Origin of the sequence: Arthrobacter crusticola (genome assembly GCF_004357995.1) — a bacterium.
In the GTDB taxonomy this organism is placed as follows: domain Bacteria; phylum Actinomycetota; class Actinomycetes; order Actinomycetales; family Micrococcaceae; genus Arthrobacter_D; species Arthrobacter_D crusticola.
Window position 1 is genome coordinate 214,178 of sequence record NZ_SMTK01000002.1, and the last position, 18,064, is coordinate 232,241.

Here is an 18,064-nt window from a genome sequence, read left to right on the forward strand (position 1 = left end):
GGGACCGCAGACTCATACCGGACATGGCGGAATAGGAAGGGAGAGTAGTACATGGCCGATCCATCCGCCGCCGGTTCGCCTGCCGCCGATTCACCCGCCGCCGGGTCCACCACCGGTTCTCCCACCGCCGATCCAATCACCCGCGGCTTCGACCTGGTGATCCGCGGCCGCAGGGTCCTGACCTCGGAGGGCCTCCGGGAGCTTGAGGTCGGCGTCGTCGACGGAACGATCACAGCCCTCGCGCCGTGGGGGACCGGACTCACCGGGGCGCGCACCGTCGAACTCCGCGGGGACGAAACGCTGCTTCCCGGCCTCGTCGATTCCCATGTCCACGTCAATGAGCCGGGCCGCACCGAATGGGAGGGCTTCGCCTCCGCAACGCGCGCCGCGGCGGCCGGCGGCGTCACCACCATCATCGACATGCCGCTGAACAGCATCCCGCCCACCGTGAACGTGGAGGCCCTCGCGCAGAAGCGGGCGGCGGCAGCCTCCCAGGCCTTCGTCGACGTCGGCTTCTGGGGTGGTGCGGTTCCGGGGAACACCGCGGATCTGCGGGCACTCCACGAGGAGGGGGTCTTCGGCTTCAAGTGCTTTCTCCTCCACTCCGGCGTCGACGAGTTCCCGCCCCTGGACGCTGAGGAACTCGAGAAGGACCTTGCGGAACTTGCCACCTTCGACGCGCTGATGATCGTCCACGCCGAGGACGCCCGCACCATCGATGAGGCACCCCGGGCCGGAGGCAGCCGGTACGAGAGCTTCCTCGCCTCCCGCCCCCGGCGAGCGGAGAACATTGCCATCGCTACGGTCATCGAGCGGGCTCGCTCCACCGGCGCCCGGGCGCACATCCTCCACCTCTCGTCCTCGGATGCGCTGCCATTGATCGCCGCCGCCCGGCGTGACGGAGTCCGGCTAACGGTCGAGACCTGCCCTCACTACCTGACGCTGGTCGCCGAGGAGGTCCCGGACGGCGCTACGGCCTACAAGTGCTGCCCGCCGATCCGGGAGGACGCCAACCGGGAACTGCTGTGGAGGGGGCTGCAGGACGGCACGATCGACTGCATCGTCACCGACCACTCCCCGAGCACCCCGGACCTCAAGGACCCCGAGCACGGGGACTTCGACGTTGCCTGGGGCGGGGTGTCCTCCCTCCAGCTTGGCCTGCCCCTGGTCTGGACGGAGGCCCGGAAGCGGGGGATCCCGCTCGAGCGCGTGGTCGGGTGGATGGCGCAGGCGCCCGCGGCGCTCGCCGGCCTGCCCCGAAAGGGGTGCCTCGCCGTGGGCTGCGACGCCGACCTCGTCGTCTTCGCCGCCGAGGAAAGCTTCACCGTGGACGTGAACGCCCTGCACCACCGCAACGCCGTCAGCCCTTATGACGGGAAGCGGCTGACCGGCGTAGTGCGGCGGACCTACCTTCGGGGCACCGAGGTGGACGGCGTAACGCCCGCCGGCAGGATGCTCCGGCGCGGTAGTGCCTGAATTCTGCTGCCCGGACGATTCCGGCTGCTTCGCCGCGGTGGTGCCTGAACCCTCCTGCCCGGGCGATTCGGCGTCAGCGGCGAGATTCCATCGGCCGGGTGACCTCCTCAAGGAGTTCCAGCACGTGCTGGAACTGCTCGCCCGTGGCCCGGGTCATGCCGAGCTCGCACGTCCGGTTGCACGAGGCGTGGGCGCCGGCGTCGAACTCCGCGATCTCGGCCGCCTGCCGCGCCGTGGCCGACGCCGTCAGCTCGGGGTGAAGCATGCCGCGGTCGCCGGCAAAGGCACAGCACCCCCAGTTCTCGGGGATCGAGACCTCGGAGGCGACGGCCCCCGCCACTGCCTCCAGCGCCAGGTTCGCTCCGAGTCGCGTTGAGGAGCAGGTGGGGTGAAGGGCCAGGGAGTCCCGTTTCTCGTAGGGCCCGAGCACCGGCAGGATCCGCTCGGCGGTGAACTCGACCGCATCAATCACCCGCAGCGGGCGCTGACCCGGTGCGGGGACCTCGCCAGCGATCACCGCGAGCAGGCCCTCCGTGCAGGACGTCGCATCGCAGATCACCGGAAGCTCGCCGTCGCCGGTGGCCTCCCGCAGCGCCGCAAGGGTGCGGGCCGCCATGGCCTGCTGGCCGTCGGCCAGTCCCTTGGAGGACCAGGGGGTGCCGCAGCACAGCCCGTCGATGGCCGGCGGCACCAGCAGCGTCAGCCCGGCCCGCGCGCAGAGGTCCTCGAAGCTCACCTGCACCCCGGGCGAGGCGTTCCCGCCGGGTGACGCCGGCCCGAACATCGTTCCGACGCAGGCCGGGAAATACACGGCGTCCGCTGTGCCCTCCGGCGTCGGGCGGCGCCGCCGGGAACCGCCGGCGGGCAGTTCGGGGGAGTGGAGCGGCACGGTGTCGGCGCCTAAAACGGCCCGGGCGAGGGTGTTCGGCGCTCGAACTACGGGGGAGGGAAGCTTCGCGGTGAGGCTCAGGGCTGCGCCGGCGCCGCGGGTGACGCCGGCCCAGCGGCCGGCGGCAGCGGTTCCGATCCGCCCGGCGACGGGAGAGGCGTTCTCGCGCCGGAGCCGTTTCACCAGCGACCCGGTGTTGATGTCGACGGGGCATGCCGTCTGGCACATTCCGTCGACGGCGCAGGTCTGCACCGATTCGTAGTCGTAGTCCTTCTCGAGCTCGGCCGCCAGTGCCGGATCGCCGTCGAGCCGTGCCTGTTCGATGGCGCGCAGCGTGACGATGCGCTGCCGCGGGGTCAGGGTGAGGTCCTTGCTGGGGCAGGCGGGCTCGCAGTAGCCGCACGAGACGCACCGGTCCACCTCCTCTGCCACCGCGGGAACGGCCTTGAGGTGGCGCAGGTGGGCCTGCGGGTCCTCATTGAGGATTACGCCCGGGTTCAGCACCCCGGCTGGGTCGAACAGCGCCTTGATGTCGCGCATCACCTCGTACAGTTCGTCACCGTACTGGCGGCGCACGAAGGGCGCCATGACGCGCCCGGTGCCGTGCTCGGCCTTGAGCGAGCCGCCCTCTCCGAGCACCAGGTCGACGAGGTCTTCGGTGAACGCCGCATACCGCTCGAGCTCAGACGCCGAGGCGAACCCGTCGGTGAGCATGAAGTGGATGTTCCCGTCCTTGGCGTGCCCGAAGATCACGCTGTCGCGGTACCCGTAGGTTCCGAACAGTCGAGTGAGCTCGGTGCAGGTGCGCGCCAGTGCCTGCACGGGGACGACGACGTCCTCGAGCAGCGCCGTGGTTCCCGGCGGACGCGCTCCGGCCACCGAGGCGTAGAGGCCCTTGCGCAGCCGCCACAGCTCGGCCCGGGCGGCGGCATCGGTCCTGAAGACGGCGGGGGTGCTGAGGCCCAGCGGGGCCAGCGCCGCGGCACCGGCCGCCGAGGCCTGTGCCAGTTGCTCAGCGGTGTCCGCCGAGTATTCAACCAGCAGGGCGGCGTGGTCGCGGATGGTCAGGTCCTTCACGACGGCGGGGGTGCCGCGCAGGGTCTGGCCGACCTTCAGCGACATGGCGTCCATCAGTTCGGCGGTGGCGGCGCCGGAGTCGACGAGCGCCGGCAGGGCTGAATTGGCGGCCTGCAGGTCGTTAAAGACAAGCAGGCCGGTGGTGGTGTGGGGATGTACCGGCACCGTGCGGAAGACGGCCTCCGCGACGAAGCCCAGGGTTCCCTCGCTGCCCACGATCAGGTGCGCCAGCATCTCGGCCGGAGTCTCGAAGTCCAGCAGCGAGTTCAGGCCGTAGCCCATGGTGTTCTTGCGGGAGAACTGCTCTTCGATGGTCCGCACGGAGGCGGGGTTGGAGCGCACCCGTGCGGCGAGCCGCAGGAGGCCGTCGAAGAGCGCGGGTTCGAGGGCGCGCAGGCGCTCGTCGGCGTCGGCGGCGCCGGTGTCGATCACCGTGCCGCTGGGCAGGACCACCGTCACCGACTCGAGCGTGCGGTAGGCGTTGTCCGCGGTGCCGCAGTGCATGCCCGAGGAGTTGTTCGCCACCACGCCGCCGATGGTGCACGCCGACTCGCTGGCGGGGTCCGGCCCGAGCTTCCGGCCGTACCGGGCCAGCCGGGTGTTGAGCATGCGCACTGTAACTCCAGGCTTCACCCGAACCCGGGCGCCGTCATCGAGCACCTCCATGCCCCGGAAGTGCTTGCGCACGTCGACGAGCACGCCGTCCGTGACGGCCTGGCCGCTGAGGCTGGTGCCGCCCGAGCGCAGGGTGAGGGGGACCCCTTGGGCCGCCGAGGCGCGCAGCAGCGCTCCCACTTCGGCGGCGTCCACCGGGGTGGCCACCGCCTGGGGGATCAGCAGGAAGTGGGAGGCGTCGTGGGCACCCGCGTGGCGGTCGATGGCGCGTTCGCTGACCCGGGCGGCGTCGGCGACGGCGGCACGCAGGGCGGCGATCACGCGGAACGTCCCGGCTGCTGCGGGCGGCCCGTCCAGTGGTGCTGGGTGGAGAGGAATCCCTCCCGCTGCTCCGGCCCGGAGCCGAGCGCCGTGGCAGCGCCGAGCTGAAGGGCGCCCTCGAGCGAGGTTCCCTCGCCCGGTGCAAGGTCAAGGCTCACGTGCCCGCGGTGGAGTTCCTGACCGAACTCCTCGAGCAGGTCGGGGGAGGCCTCGAAGAGCCCACCCACCCAGCGGATGCGCGGTGGCAGGCCGTCGACCAAGGCGGCGGTGGCGGTGCGGGCCAGTTCGCGGCCGGCGGAGCGGAAGATGCCGAGGGCGACGGCGCATCCCTGCGCGGCGGCCTCGGCGACGTCGGGCACGAAGGAGGCGAGTACGGCCGCGCGGTCCTGCCGGGTGTAGACGCTGCGCACCAGGTCCTCCGGGGTGCCGAAGCGTTCGAGCAGGCGGTCGAGCAGGCCGGCCGACCCGCCGACCCGCCCGTCGTAGCTGCGGTAGGCGGCCTCAAGGCCGCGCGCGCCAATCCAGGCGCCGCTGCCGGCATCACCGAGCAAATGGCCCCACCCGTCGACCCGCTGCCACAGGTTGGCGTGGTCCGTGCCGAGGGCGACGGCCCCGGTTCCCGCGGCGACGACGACGCCGGGCTGTGCCGACAGTGCGCCGATGTGGGAGGTGAGGACGTCGGAGGCCAGGACCGTTGTGTGCGCGCCGAACCGGGCGTGAAGCTCGGCATGGACGCTCTCGGCATTGCGCAGCAGGGTGACGAGGCTTGCCGCGCCCAGGACAAGGGTGTCGAGGCTTCGCGCTCCGGAGGCGTCCCGCGCCGCCGCGACCAGCGGCTCGAGGGTCAGCATCAGGTCCTCGACATCGAGGCCCGCGCCGCCGATGCGCAGCCCGCTGCCGGTGAAGACGCGGGCGGTTGACGGCCCCGTGGTGGGGGTGGTCACCGCGACCCGACACCCGGTGCCGCCGATATCGATGCCGCAGATCCCCGCGGGACCCCGCTCAGCGGCCGGCATGGTGCGACCTCCGGGAGAGAGTTGGAGAGGCCGGAGTGGCGTGCGTCGTGCGTCTCCGGGTGTTTGGGCGTCTCATGGAGATCCTTCCGGAAGGTGCGGGTGGCAATAACGGTAACGCGGTTGGTTGCAGCAACAACATGAAACTCGCGATCGCATGAAACTAATTTTCATAACCCTACACAAGCATGAAAACCATTGACCATTACCGAGGGGCTGTGGTCTTCTTGGATCGTGAACAACTCCTACAGCGCCCAAAAGGCGGCGGACCGTCGGGAAGCACCCGCGGACCTCGACCGTCTGGAGACCGAACAGTCCCGCCCCGACCTGGCCGACCTGGACCTGCGGTCAACCCGCGAACTCGTCGCCCAGATCGCCGCCGAGGACGCCCTCGTCCCCGCGGCCACCGCCGCCGCCGGTGAGGCCATCACCGCCGCCGTCGACGCCGTCGTCGACCGGCTCGGCCGGGGAGGCCGGCTCATCTACGTGGGCGCAGGCACCCCGGGACGGCTCGCCGGCGTCGACGCCGCCGAATGCGTTCCGACCTTCGGGGTGGCCCCCGAACTCGTCGTCGCGCTGATGGCCGGCGGTCCTGCCGCCCTGGTCTCCGCCGTCGAGGGGATCGAGGACGATCCCGACGCCGGTGCCGCCGACCTGCAGGGCCTGTCGGTGGGGGAGCTCGACGCCGTCGTCGGGATCGCCGCCTCCGGCCGGACCCCCTACGTGCTCGGGGCGATTACCGCCGCGCGTGCCGCCGGTGCCGTGACCATCGGTCTCTCCAACAACCCCGGTACGCTCCTCAGCGCCGCCGTCGACTTCCCGATCGAGGTCCTCACCGGGCCCGAGGTGATCGCCGGCTCAACGCGCCTGAAGGCCGGCACCGCCCAGAAGCTTGTCCTCAACGCCATTTCCACCGCGGCAATGATCCGCCTGGGCAAGACCTACGGGAACCTGATGGTCGACGTTAAGGCCACCAACGGCAAGCTGCGCCAGCGGGCGCTGCGGATTGTCCTCGAGGCCACCGGAGCGTCCCCTGCCGAGGCGGCCGGTGCCTTGGAGGCCTCCGGCTGGCACGCCAAGACCGCCATCGTCATGCTCCTGAACGGGGTCGACGCCGCGGAGGCCCGCCGCCTCCTCGAAGAGCACTCGGGCAGTGTGCGGGCCATCCTCGGCACGGCACCCGCGCGTCCATGAGGGTCCTCGGGCTGTCCTCGGGCACCTCGGTTGACGCCATCGACGTCGCCGCCGCGGACTTCGACCTCGACGGCGCCGAGCTGCGCATGACACCGCTGGGCCACCGCGAAATCCCCTACAGCGGGGGGCTGCGGGACGAAATCCAGCGTGCCATGCCGCCGGCGGCCACCTCGATGGAGGCGGTTACCCGGCTGGACACCCTCATCGGGCAGGAGTTCGCGGCCGCCGCGCAGGCGCTGCTCGCCGACATCGGTGGCACCGCCGACCTTGTCGTCTCCCACGGGCAGACCCTGTTCCACTGGATCGAGGACGGCGCCGCCCGCGGGACCCTCCAGCTGGGCCAGCCCGCCTGGATCGCGCAGGCCACCGGGCTGCCGGTGCTCTCCGACGTGCGCAGCAATGACATTGCCGCCGGCGGGCAGGGCGCCCCGCTCGTGAGCCTCTTCGACTCCCTGCTGCTCGCCGGGCGTGGAGACGCTGCGGCGGCCCTGAATTCTGCTGCCTTAAATCTTGGCGGGATCGCCAACGCGACGGTGATCCGCCCCGGCCAGGACCCCGTCGCCTTCGACACCGGGCCGGCGAACGCGCTCCTCGACGCCGCGGTGCGCGCTGCCAGCCGCGGTGCCGAGTTTGTCGACCGGGACGGAGAGGGCGCCCGCGCCGGAACGGTCGACGACGACCTCCTGGCCGCCCTGCTCGCCCACCGCTACTACGCCCAGCCCGCGCCGAAGTCCACGGGCCGCGAAATCTTCCACTCCGGTTACCTCAGTGATGCGACGGCGGGCCGCCCGATCACCACCGCGGACCTGCTGGCCACCCTCACCGAACTGACCGCCCGCACCGTGGCCGATGCCCTCGCGGCCTTCGGAGTCGGTGAGGTGTTCATCTCCGGCGGCGGCGCCCGCAACCCGTTCCTCCTGGAGCGGCTTCGGATTCACCTTGCACCGGCGCAGCTGCGCGATGCGGCCGACCTCGGCATCGACGCCGACGCCAAAGAGGCCTACCTTTTCGCCCTCCTCGGCTTCTTCACCTGGCACGGGCTCCCCGGCACCCTGGCCAGTGCCACCGGAAGCAGGAAGCCGCCCGTCGCCGGCCGCATCACCCCGGGCGCGGGACCCATGCGCCTGCCCGAGCCGGTGGCCGTTCCACCCTCCCGCATCACCGTGTCATCCCCCGCGTCCGTCCGGCGCCCATAGTTCCTGGAGATCCTGTGCAACCCCTCTATGCGATAGTCCGTTCCACCCACGACCTCGACTCAGCGGGCTGGCCGGGCGCAGGCTCTGCCCTCCAGCCGCAGATCGGCGGCACCCGATGAGAATCGCCATCCACCCCGACGCCGCGGCCGTCGGCGAGCACGCCGCCCGCATCCTCGCCTCCACCGTCGAGCGGACGCCCGACGCCGTCCTCGGCTTCGCCACGGGGTCAAGCCCGATGGCCACCTACGAGGCGCTCGCCCGCCACCGCCGGGACGGGCTGGCCTTCGACCGGGTGCGCGGCTTCGCCCTCGACGAATACGTCGGCCTGCCCGCCGAGCACCCCGAAAGCTACCGCTCCGTGATCGACCGGGAGGTCGTGCAGCGGCTCGGCCTCACTCCGGGCAACATCCGGGTGCCCGACGGCGCGGCCCAAGATCTCGAGGCGGCCTGCCGGGCGTACGAGGACGCCATCCGGGCCAGCGGCGGGGTCGACGTGCAGCTGCTGGGCATCGGCGCCAACGGACACATCGGCTTCAACGAACCGACGTCGTCCTTCGCCAGCCGGACCCGCGTGAAGACTCTCTCACCGCGCACCCGGGAGGACAATTCCCGGTTCTTCGGTGGCGACGTCGCCCGGGTCCCGATGCACTGCCTCACCCAGGGCATCGGCACCATTCTCGATGCGCGGGCGCTGGTGCTCGTGGCCACCGGGACGGCGAAGGCCGCCGCCGTGGCCCAGATGATCGAAGGTCCGCTGGGCGCCTTCTGCCCGGCCACCGCCCTTCAGCTTCACGCCAATGCGACGGTGATCATCGACGAGGACGCCGCCTCGGAGCTACAACACTCCGCGTACTACCGGCACACTGAGGCGAACCGGCCCGCCTGGCAGCTACCCTGAGTCCGGTGACCTTCCATCCGGCAACGCAGCCCCTCGTTCTCCACTCCGCCCGGCGCTTCACCGGGACCACCCTCGTGCCCGATGCCTGGCTCCGGGTCGAGAGCGGCGTCGTCACCGACGTCGGGACCGGGGACTCCTGGCGCGGGCTCACTGTGGGTGCCGGGACCGAGGGAGCCGGTCCGGAGGCCGGCGTGCTCGACGCGGCCGGAGCGTACGTAGCGCCCGGGTTCGTCGACCTTCACTGCCACGGCGGGGGAGGGGCGTCCTTCGAGGATGGTGACATCAGCCCGGCGCTGCGCGTGCACAGGGCGGCGGGCACCACGAGCCTCCTGGCGTCGCTGGTGACCAACCCGCTGCCCGTCCTTGAGGCCTCCCTGCGGTCGCTCGGCGCCGTCCGGGATCCGATGCTGCGCGGCTTCCACCTCGAGGGGCCCTTCCTTGCGACGAGCCACTGCGGGGCCCACCGGCCCGACTACCTCGTGGCACCCACCGTTGAGGCCGTGGACCGGCTCGTTGAGGCCGGGGGAGGGTCGCTCGTGCAGGTCACGATGGCTCCCGAGCTCGACCCCGACCTCGCGGCCCTGCGGCGCTTCGTCCACCACGGCGTGCGGGTGGCCGTCGGGCACACCGCGGCGGATTACGAGACGGCGCTGCGCGCCTTCGACGCCGGGGCGAGCCTGCTGACGCACACGTTCAACGCCATGGAGCCGCTGCACCACCGGAAACCCGGGCCGATCGCGGCCGCACTTGATTCCCCGCATGTCACCCTCGAACTCATTGCCGACGGCCTCCACGTCCACGACCCGATGGTCCGGCTGGCGTTCGCCTCCGCGCCGGGACGGGTAGCCCTGATCACCGATGCGATGGCCGCGGCAGGCGCCGGCGACGGCCAGTACACGATCGGTTCCCTCGATGTCACCGTGGCGGACGGGGAGGCCCGCCTCGCGGGCAACGGGTCAATCGCCGGCAGCACCCTGACCCTCGACGCCGCCGTCCGCCGGGCTGTGGCCGCCGGGGTCGGGGCGGCCGAGGCGGTTGCGGCGGCGACCCTCGTTCCGGCACGCGCCCTCGGGCTCCCGGGCTACGGCACGACGGAGGTCGGGGCGCGCGGGGGCGTAGTCCTGCTGGACGAGGACCTTAAGGTGCTGCGGGTCCTGTCCTGACGAGGTCGGAGTACTCGGGGTTCTCCGCCAGGAAGTGTTCGACGAAGCTGCACCCGGCGACGACCCTGAGGTTCCGGGCGCGGGCATCGGCCATGGCGTGATGGATCATGTCCGTGGCGATGCCGCGGCCCTCGAATTCCTCGTCGACGATGGTGTGCGTGTACTCGATGACGCCGTCGTGAAGGCGGTAGGCGGCCAGGCCCACCGGGGTCCCGTCCAGGTAGGCGATGTAACGGCTCTTCTCCGGGGTGTCGGTGACAGTGAGCTGTCCCTTGGGATTTCCGGAACCGGTCGTCTGCTCGCCCGCTGAATTGCCTGCCGGGCTGCCTGGCTCTGTGCCGCTGGTCATGGTGTCCCCTTCGTGAGATACCGCAAGTTTTTCACTGTGCCGGGGGCTGGTCAACGCGGGCACCCCTCCGTCGAGGGCAGTGGTCAGAGCCGCCGGACGCACTCCCCGGTGCCCAACCGGGCCAGGCCGGCGCGGTCACCGTCGGCAAAGTCGGTCACGTTGCTGTTCCGCGCGTTCATCAGCTGGTTGGGGTCCTCGACGTGATCGAGGCCGACGACGTGCCCGAGCTCGTGCATGATCACTGCGCGGACGAGGTCCGGGCCGCCCGGATAGGTGAGGATGTTCGAAAGGGCCGGGGCGTCGAGCTGCACCTGGCCGGTGACGTAGACATAGGGATTGCCCGGCGTCGTGACCGCGCTGCTGCCGCCGAGCCCGGCGGTGTCTCCCGCAAGCTCGGGGCTTTCCTGCGGCGTCGACCAGGTGATGAGGACCGGCGCCCACCGCTTGCCGTAGGCCTCGGGCTGGAAGGACTCTCGGTCTTCCGAGGGACCCTCCGACGTGGTGCCGTCATCGATGAACTGCAGCCCGGTCGCGGCGGAGACCTGCGCGACCGCCTCATCGATGAGCGCCTCAGAGCCGGCAGGGGCGTTGTCGGGGCGGACGACGTAGTGGACCGGGCGGCAGGGGTCGTAGGCGACGAAGTCCTGCTCATCGGTGGGGGCGGCGTGAAAGCGATAGGCGTCCGAGGCGGCGACTTCGGGAGGCTGCCCGAGCGGTGCGTCCGCCGCCCCGACACCCCAGGGCGGCACGCTGGCGCCGGGGAAGTAGGGCAGTGCCGCCGGGAGGATGTGCCGCTCGAAGACGCCGGGCCCGAAGTAGAGCCCTGCCACCAGGGCGATGGCGAGACCGGTACGCAGTCCGCCGCCTAAACGCCGGCGGGGCCGCGGCCTGAGCGCCGTCGGAGGGAGGGTGTGGGAGAGCGGTGGAGCGGGCGGCCGGACGTTGGACCGGCGCTGCGAGGCATGGAACTCCCGCAGCTGCTGATTCAGGGATTCTTCAAGAGCCCAGGCGGGCGTGCGGCCACTCGGCGACTGCCGTTGGGGTGGTGCGCCGTCACGCGGCGCACTCCCCGGCCGTCCACTGCCCTCGGGCTCGCTGTCGTGGGGGTACGGCATACCGACACCGGTCCTCAGCCGACGAGCTTTGCGTAGACGACGTAGTTGTCGTCGAACTCACCGGTCTCCGGGTCGAACCCGTCGCAGGTGATCAGGCGCAGCTCGGCTCCCGCGGTGTTCCCGTAGACCTTCGAGGTGGGGAAGGCGTCCTTGGCGTACTGCTCGCCACGGTCGAAGGTGAAGACCGCCTTCGTGCCGTCCTCCCGCGTCACCTCGATGGTGTCCCCGGCCTTGAGCTTACGCAGCTCGGCGAAGATGCCCGGTCCGCCGTCGGTGGCGTTGACGTGGCCCAGGAGGACCGCCGGTCCGCGCTCGCCGGGCGTCGGGGAGCCGTTGTACCACCCGGCGGGTGCGCCGGGGCCGTCCGGGGGAACCTCGAGGGTGCCGTTATCGCGCAGGCCGAGGCTGAGCAGCTCCGAGGTCGCGCCTGTCGAGGGGATGAGGAAGGAGGCCGGCCGGGACTCGGGCAGCACCGGAAGCTCGGGAACCGTCGTCGGCGTCTGGACCTGCGGTGCCGTCGTCGCCGGTGCGGGACTGGGCATGGCCGAGGGCGACGTCGTCGGCGGGTTCTCGAGCATCTGGGCCGGAGCCTCAGAGGCGCAGCCGGAGAGCAGGAAGAAGGCAACCGCCGCAGCAGCCAGGCGGCTTCTGCGGCGGCTGCCGGGAGAACTGATCATGCGTAGGACGATATCCGATTCGGTTCGACGGTGGGCGGTCAGACGCTGCCGGTGCTGCGGCGGCGGACCAGGTAGGTACCGCCGGCTGCCACCGCAAGGACGAGGCCGCCCCCGAGGACGAGCGTGCCCGTGTTGTCGTTCGCGGGCTCCTGGACGACGCCGGTGCCGACGCCGCCGACGGGCATTGTCGGAACCTGGGGCGGTGTCACCGGTGCCGGCTGGTTGTTCTCCATGATGATGCGGTCCACGATGCTGGCGTCGTAGGCGGGAGTGCCGGCGGCGTCGCAGCCGAAGCCGTCGCTGTCGGCGTCGAGTTTTGGCTGGTAGCCGGGCGTGCCGGCCGGGATGTTGTAGACGCCGACGGCGGCCGCAGCATCACAGTTGGCGAAGGGTATTGTCACGGCGGCCGTGGCCGGTGACGCCGAAAGTGCAGTGAAGCCGGCCGCAGCGGCAACGGCAAGAATTGCTGAGCTCTTTTTCACTTTTATCCCCATAACTTTTGCAGTGACAGAAGTTATCCCTGTGACGGGACACAAGGGATTCTAAGCACCCTGCACATTCTTGGGGAAGAGTTTCCGACGTCCGATATGTCTCGTTGAACTAGTGATTCGACATGCGACGAGCCGCTGGTTTTCCCGACTGCGTGGGAGGGAAAGACGCCGGCTGCGGTGGGTTCTGTTCTTTCCGTATCGAGTCCGCACCAAGGGGGTGAGCCTTCGTGACTTACTGTGACGAACCGTTCTCGACTCCACGGCCTGATCGCCCGTAGGGTCGAACCCAGAATCAAGAGTTCCAACGCAAAACCCTGGTTTGTTGGACGGCAACCCTCTCGCTGTAGCGGGGTGCCCCAGGTGAGGATTCGGCCCGGCCGGCGCAGATGACCGGAGGGCAAGTACGGCACTTCCTCCCGGTCGTGCCCTGAACGAGGGTTTCTTTGCCATGTCCTTATCCCCGCACGCCTCCGGCTCACCCCGCCGAATCCGCTTCAACGCCTTCGACATGAACTGCGTCGGCCACCAGTCCCCGGGCCTGTGGCGCCACCCCGAGGACCAGTCCTGGCGGTACAAGGACCTCCGGTACTGGGCAGGCCTCGCCGAAACGCTGGAAAAGGGCCTGTTCGACGGCATCTTCATCGCCGACGTCCTCGGCACCTATGACGTCTACGGCGGCTCCAACGAAGCGACGCTGCGCCAGGGCACCCAGACCCCGGTCAACGACCCGTTCCTCCTGGTCTCCGCCATGGCCCTGGTGACCGAGCACCTCGGCTTCGGCGTCACCGCCGGCACCGCCTATGAGCACCCGTACCCCTTCGCCCGCCGCCTCTCCACACTCGACCACCTCACCAACGGGCGGTTCGGCTGGAACGTCGTCACCGGGTACCTTCCCTCGGCGGCCCGGAACCTCGGGCAGACCGACCAGCTTGAGCACGACGAGCGCTACAACCACGCCGACGAGTACCTCGAGGTGCTCTACAAGCTGCTCGAAGGCTCCTGGGAGGACGACGCCGTCGTCCGCGACGCCGAAAGCGGTGTCTTCACCGACCCCGCGAAGGTCCACGGCATCGGCCACGAGGGTAGGTACTTCACGACGCCGGGAATCCACCTCAGCGAACCGTCCCCGCAGCGCACCCCGGTGATCTACCAGGCCGGCGCCTCCCCGCGGGGGATCGCCTTCGCCGCGGGCAACGCGGAGGCCGTCTTCGTCGGCTCGCCAACCAAAGCGATCCTCAAGGAGACCGTCGCGAAGATCCGCGACGCCGTCGAGGCCGCCGGGCGCGACCGCTACTCCGTGCGCATCTACACGATGCTCACCGTCATCACCGACGAGACCGAGGAAAAGGCGCACGCCAAGCACGAGGAATACAAGAAGTACGTCAGCTACGAAGGGGCGCTCGTGCTGCTCTCGGGCTGGCTCGGCATCGACCTGTCGGTGTACGACCCGGATGAGCCGCTCGGCAATGTGAAGTCGAACGCCATCCAGTCGGCCGTGGCGAACTTCTCCAAGGTCGAGGACGACGGCAAGCCGTGGACGGTGCGCGACATCGCCGAGTGGGCCGGCATCGGCGGGCTCGGCCCGCGCGTCGTCGGTTCCGGCGCGCAGGTCGCCGGAGAACTCCAGGCGTGGGTCGAGGAGACCGACGTCGACGGGTTCAACCTCGCCTACGCCATCACGCCGGGCTCGTTCGAGGACGTGGTGAAGTACGTGGTGCCCGAACTGCAGAAGCGCGGCGCGTACCCCACCGAGTACGTCGAGGGGACGCTGCGCCACAAGCTCTTCGGCCGCGGCGACCGGCTGCCCGCCGAGCACCACGGCAGCAGCTACCGCCTCCAGCCTGCCGCCCGCTGACTTTCCAAGGACGAACCCATGATCTCCCTGAATGAACTGACGAAAACCTACGGACGCGGTGCGGATTCGGTCACCGTGCTCGACCGGCTCAACTTCGAGGTCGGCGCCGGCGAGATCTTCGCCGTCACCGGGCCGAGTGGCGCCGGCAAGAGCACGCTGGCCCAATGCATCAACCTGCTGGAGCGGCCCACCTCAGGATCGGTGGTCGTGAACGGCGAGGACCTTTCGAGCCTTCCGGAGAAGCGGCTGCGGGCGGCGAGGCGGCGGATCGGCACGGTGTTCCAGTCGGCGAGCCTGTTGAGCCGGCGCACGGCGTCGGAAAACATCGCCCTGCCGCTTGAATATCTCGGCGTGACGCCGGGGGAGATCCGGGCGAGGGTCGGGGAGCTGATCGACCGGGTCGGCCTTGGGCCCAAGGCCCACTCGTATCCGTTCCAGCTCTCCGGCGGGCAGGCGCAGCGCGTCGGCATTGCCCGGGCGCTGGCCCTGCGTCCCGCCATCCTGTTAGCGGATGAGGCGACGTCGGGCCTGGACCCGGACACCACGAGCTCCGTGGTTGAACTGCTCAAACAGCTGCGGACCGACCTCGATCTCACGGTCGTCTTCATTACCCACGAGATGGACACGGTGCGGCAGATCGCCGATTCGGTGGCCCGGCTGGAGCGCGGGCGGATTGTTGAGACCGGTGCGCTGGTCGACCTGCTGACCGACCACGGCTCCCCGCTGGGCCGGGCGCTGCAGCCGCGACTTAGGTTTGCAGCGGCCGACGACGACGCCGCCACCTGGTACGTCACCTACGATTCGGCGGACGTGCCGGGGGACTGGATCCAGCGGGTCTCCGTGGACCTTGCCGTTCCGGTACATCTTCTCGGTGCGTCGGTCGAAACGGTTCACGGGATCAATACCGGCAGTGCAACCCTCGGGATAGCCGCTGCGTCCGACGACGCAGTCCGGGCGGTCCTGGCCAAGTATGGGTTGAGCGGAACCCCCGATGCCAGTCGGGAGACCGGCGTCGGGGGAGCACCGGTTTCACCGGTTCGATCCGGGGCGGTTCCGGCGCTGGAGGGCGCAGCGTGAGCGCCGTCGTCGGTGGGTCGATCTATGTCCCGCGGGCCGATGTGCCGGTCGCCGAGCTTCCCGCACTGCTGCTGCCCGCCTACGGCGAGACCGTGGTGATGGTCGGCATCGTGATGGCGATTGTTCTGGTGGTTGGGACCCCGCTGGGCGTCCTGCTCCACAATGCCGCACCAGGCGGGCTCTTCGAGCGGCCGGCGCTGCATGCGGTGCTGGGATGGATCATCAGCGTGGGGCGGTCGCTGCCGTTCCTGATCCTGATGGCGTCGATCGTGCCGTTCACCCGCTTTCTCACCGGAACAAATATCGGCATTGCCGCCGCCGTGGTGCCGATGTCCCTGGCCGGGATCGCCTTCTTCACCCGGATCGTCGAGAACGCTCTGCGGTCCGTGCCGCCGTCGATCGTGAGGGTGGCCCGCGCGTCGGGCGGATCGAACCTGCAGATCATGAGGTCGGCACAGTTCGGGGAGGCGGTGCCGGCCGTGCTCGGCGGGCTGACCATCCAGGTCATCGCCATGATCGAGTACTCGGCGATCGCCGGGACGATCGGGGCCGGCGGCATCGGCTACGTCGCGGTGACCTACGGCTACCAGCGGTTCGACAACACCGTCATGCTCGCGACCATCCTCATCCTCGTGGCGACCGTCGCCTTCGTGCAGGTCGCCGGCGACCGGCTGGTCCGCTGGGTGACGCCGCAGAAGCGGCTGCAGCGGGCCTGACCTACTCCTCTCCTTCCTTTTCTTTCCATTCCCGCGCTGTATTTCAGCGCGCCCCTCGAAAGGCTTTGCCATGTCTGAAAATCCATCTCCTTCCGCGTCCACCACCCCTGCCGCCTCCCCGGAGCATGGCTTCACCCTGCGGAAGCGGCGCAAGGCGCCGTGGATCGCCGGGGGTGCCGCCGCCGTCGTCGCCGCGGGCGCCTTCATCGCGGTGCCGCTGCTGAACCCCGAGCGGTCGGCCGCCGAGACCGAGGGCGCCACCCTGCTGGTGGCCACCGCCGAGGGCAACTCTGCCGAGCAGGCCCTGGTGGAGTTCATCGATGAGGAGGTGGCCCCGAAGTACGGGATCGATATCGAGTTCAAGGGGCTCAGTGACAGCAACACCATCAACCGGGCGGTGAGCGAGGGTGAGGTCGCGGCCACGATCTACCAGCACAAGCTGTGGCTGGGGCAGGTGCTCGAGGCCAACCCTGACTTCCGGGAGACGGCGGTGGGCCCGGTGTTCCGGTGGGGCTTTGGCATCTGGTCGGATAAGTACAAGACCGTGGAGGAGATCCCCGAGGGCGGGACGGTGTCGCTGTATTCGGATCCGGCGAACGAGGCCCAGGGGCTGTGGCTGCTGGAGCGGGCCGGGCTGATCACCCTGAAGGAGGGGGTGAACAAGTGGGAGGCGACGCAGAAGGACATTGCCGAGAATCCCAAGAACCTTCGGTTCCGGCTGCTGGATTTCGCGGCGCAGTCGCGGGCCCTGCCGGACCTCGATGCCGCCGTGGGGTATACGGAGTACTACACGGCGGCGAAGATCCCGCTGGAGCAGCAGATCTTCGCTCCGCCGGCCCCGGATGAGTTCGCGTCCCAGCTGACTGTGGGGACGGACTACCTGGAGACGGAGAACATCAAGAAGCTCACCCAGGCCTTCCAGGATCCTGCCGTGCAGGAGTTCCTGGCCACCGATCCGGAGGTGAAGGAGCTGCTGCTGCCAATCGAGGGGAACTGACCGGCACCGGGAGCAGGCGCTTACCGACGGGCGCGGACCAGCCTGCCGGCCTCCTGCATGGCGTGCAGGATCTGCTCGCGATGATGCGGCCGGGTATTCAGGTTTGTGGCACTGGGGTGGGGCACCGCGGTCCAGTTGAGGGCTGCGGTGCCCGGAGACCGACGGCGCAGCACCTCCCAGCCCTCCCGGGCGAAGGTACCCATGGTGACCACCCGGTCGAGGTCGGTAAAGAGCTCGACGAAGGATTCCAGATGCGGGCCCGCCTCGAGGGTGTCGGCGCGCTTGGTTGCCTTGGTGCGGGTGCCCTCGGGCAGGTACCACGGCACAATGTTCCAGAGGGCGAACGTTGCCCGGTCCAGTCCAGCCTTTTGCGTGAGGGCGTACAGGTTCGCCGCCGTTGCGTCGTTGTTGTCGATAGAGATGAATCCGGATCCCCGTGACGCCGAGGACCGGCTGCCGGGCGCTTCGAGGAGGAAGAGCACCCTGGCGTTGACGCCGCCCCCGCTGGGGTCGAACCACGGAGCCGTGGACTCCGGATCCGCCGTCGAGCCCGTGCGGGCGTGGTTCAGCGACCGCACCCAATCGTTCAGCGGCCGAACGTGCGGCTCATCGACCAGCTTGAGCTTCCGCTTCACTTCAGCAGGATCGCGATGTGCGCGCGGCCTTTTCGGCCAAGCCACGGCGGCCTCAACCGACAACGGCACAGCGCCCCGGCGTCCAGCGATGCCAAACGTGCCGTCTCCTGAATTCATGAAGTCAACCTACATTCCTCAGCGGGGGAAGGTGCACCAGGCCAGTGACATCAGGCGGAGGCAGATAGCCGCACCCCGCCCTTTCATTCTCATAAGCGAGACGTCACCTATCCAGACCTGTTGACACAAAATGTGATCCCTGTCATATTTTCCGAACAGCGCATTATGCATTGAGTTGTGCAATGCGCAATTC

16 protein-coding genes and 1 riboswitch are annotated in these 18,064 nt (G+C 69.8%); of the genes, 9 read left to right on the forward strand and 7 right to left on the reverse strand.

From position 1 onward, the window contains the following. The first annotated feature begins 51 nt into the window (after positions 1-51). Complete coding sequence (allB, locus tag E2F48_RS05010; protein WP_133402912.1) at positions 52-1,476, forward strand: allantoinase AllB; 1,425 nt, start codon at positions 52-54, stop codon at positions 1,474-1,476. A 73-nt stretch (positions 1,477-1,549) separates the two neighbouring features. Here the strand turns inward: allB and E2F48_RS05015 are convergent, their stop codons facing one another. Further along, positions 1,550-4,378 (reverse strand): FAD-binding and (Fe-S)-binding domain-containing protein, encoded by a 2,829-nt coding sequence (locus E2F48_RS05015; protein WP_133402913.1) that lies wholly within the window; start codon positions 4,376-4,378, stop codon positions 1,550-1,552. Beyond that, positions 4,375-5,394 carry an N-acetylglucosamine kinase gene (locus E2F48_RS05020; protein ID WP_133402914.1) on the reverse strand — a complete coding sequence of 340 codons (1,020 nt, stop codon included), beginning with the start codon at positions 5,392-5,394 and terminating at the stop codon, positions 4,375-4,377. Before E2F48_RS05020 ends, E2F48_RS05015 begins: the two co-directional genes overlap by 4 nt. A 195-nt stretch (positions 5,395-5,589) precedes the next feature. On the opposite strand from E2F48_RS05020, the gene murQ reads away from it, so the two are divergent. From murQ to nagA, 4 genes are all read left to right on the forward strand, one after another. Next, positions 5,590-6,585, forward strand: coding sequence for an N-acetylmuramic acid 6-phosphate etherase (murQ, locus tag E2F48_RS05025; RefSeq protein WP_246018526.1), 996 nt, complete (start codon positions 5,590-5,592; stop codon positions 6,583-6,585). Continuing rightward, positions 6,582-7,781, forward strand: coding sequence for an anhydro-N-acetylmuramic acid kinase (locus E2F48_RS05030; RefSeq protein WP_133402915.1), 1,200 nt, complete (start codon positions 6,582-6,584; stop codon positions 7,779-7,781). The genes murQ and E2F48_RS05030 overlap by 4 nt, the downstream gene beginning before the upstream one ends. A 115-nt stretch (positions 7,782-7,896) precedes the next feature. Then, on the forward strand, positions 7,897-8,679 hold the full coding sequence (gene nagB, locus E2F48_RS05035) for a glucosamine-6-phosphate deaminase (protein ID WP_133402916.1): 783 nt from the start codon (positions 7,897-7,899) through the stop codon (positions 8,677-8,679). Between the two features lie 5 nt (positions 8,680-8,684). Further along, the gene (gene nagA, locus E2F48_RS05040) at positions 8,685-9,842 is read left to right on the forward strand and encodes an N-acetylglucosamine-6-phosphate deacetylase (RefSeq protein ID WP_133402917.1); all 1,158 of its coding nucleotides are present in this window, start codon (positions 8,685-8,687) and stop codon (positions 9,840-9,842) included. On the opposite strand, the gene E2F48_RS05045 is transcribed toward nagA, so the two are convergent. From E2F48_RS05045 to E2F48_RS05060, 4 genes are all read right to left on the reverse strand, one after another. Further along, positions 9,817-10,191 carry a GNAT family N-acetyltransferase gene (locus E2F48_RS05045; RefSeq protein ID WP_133402918.1) on the reverse strand — a complete coding sequence of 125 codons (375 nt, stop codon included), beginning with the start codon at positions 10,189-10,191 and terminating at the stop codon, positions 9,817-9,819. The two genes, nagA and E2F48_RS05045, sit on opposite strands and share 26 nt — an antisense overlap. 83 nt (positions 10,192-10,274) lie before the next feature. Next, positions 10,275-11,306, reverse strand: a complete 1,032-nt coding sequence (locus E2F48_RS05050; protein WP_133402919.1) for a matrixin family metalloprotease — start codon at positions 11,304-11,306, stop codon at positions 10,275-10,277. Positions 11,307-11,320: 14 nt separating this feature from the next. Then, positions 11,321-11,983, reverse strand: coding sequence for a class F sortase (locus E2F48_RS05055; RefSeq protein WP_133402920.1), 663 nt, complete (start codon positions 11,981-11,983; stop codon positions 11,321-11,323). A gap of 38 nt (positions 11,984-12,021) precedes the next feature. Beyond that, complete coding sequence (locus E2F48_RS05060) at positions 12,022-12,465, reverse strand: excalibur calcium-binding domain-containing protein (RefSeq protein WP_165968695.1); 444 nt, start codon at positions 12,463-12,465, stop codon at positions 12,022-12,024. A 299-nt stretch (positions 12,466-12,764) separates the two neighbouring features. Then, a riboswitch (SAM riboswitch) is annotated at positions 12,765-12,884 on the forward strand. Positions 12,885-12,922: 38 nt separating this feature from the next. Here E2F48_RS05060 and E2F48_RS05065 point away from each other — a divergent pair. The 4 genes from E2F48_RS05065 (at position 12,923) to E2F48_RS05080 (ending at position 17,119) form a co-directional block, all read left to right on the forward strand. After that, the gene (locus E2F48_RS05065) at positions 12,923-14,329 is read left to right on the forward strand and encodes an LLM class flavin-dependent oxidoreductase (RefSeq protein WP_133402922.1); all 1,407 of its coding nucleotides are present in this window, start codon (positions 12,923-12,925) and stop codon (positions 14,327-14,329) included. Positions 14,330-14,347: 18 nt separating this feature from the next. Then, entirely contained in the window at positions 14,348-15,406 is a 1,059-nt protein-coding gene (locus E2F48_RS05070; RefSeq protein WP_133402923.1) for a methionine ABC transporter ATP-binding protein, read from the forward strand. Next, positions 15,403-16,122 (forward strand): methionine ABC transporter permease, encoded by a 720-nt coding sequence (locus tag E2F48_RS05075; RefSeq protein ID WP_246018527.1) that lies wholly within the window; start codon positions 15,403-15,405, stop codon positions 16,120-16,122. The genes E2F48_RS05070 and E2F48_RS05075 overlap by 4 nt, the downstream gene beginning before the upstream one ends. A 70-nt stretch (positions 16,123-16,192) precedes the next feature. Beyond that, positions 16,193-17,119 (forward strand): MetQ/NlpA family ABC transporter substrate-binding protein, encoded by a 927-nt coding sequence (locus E2F48_RS05080; RefSeq protein ID WP_133402924.1) that lies wholly within the window; start codon positions 16,193-16,195, stop codon positions 17,117-17,119. Between the two features lie 20 nt (positions 17,120-17,139). On the opposite strand, the gene E2F48_RS05085 is transcribed toward E2F48_RS05080, so the two are convergent. Next, a complete protein-coding gene (locus tag E2F48_RS05085; protein WP_165968696.1) occupies positions 17,140-17,754 on the reverse strand; it encodes a uracil-DNA glycosylase in 615 nt (204 codons plus the stop codon). Between the last annotated feature and the right edge of the window lie 310 nt (positions 17,755-18,064).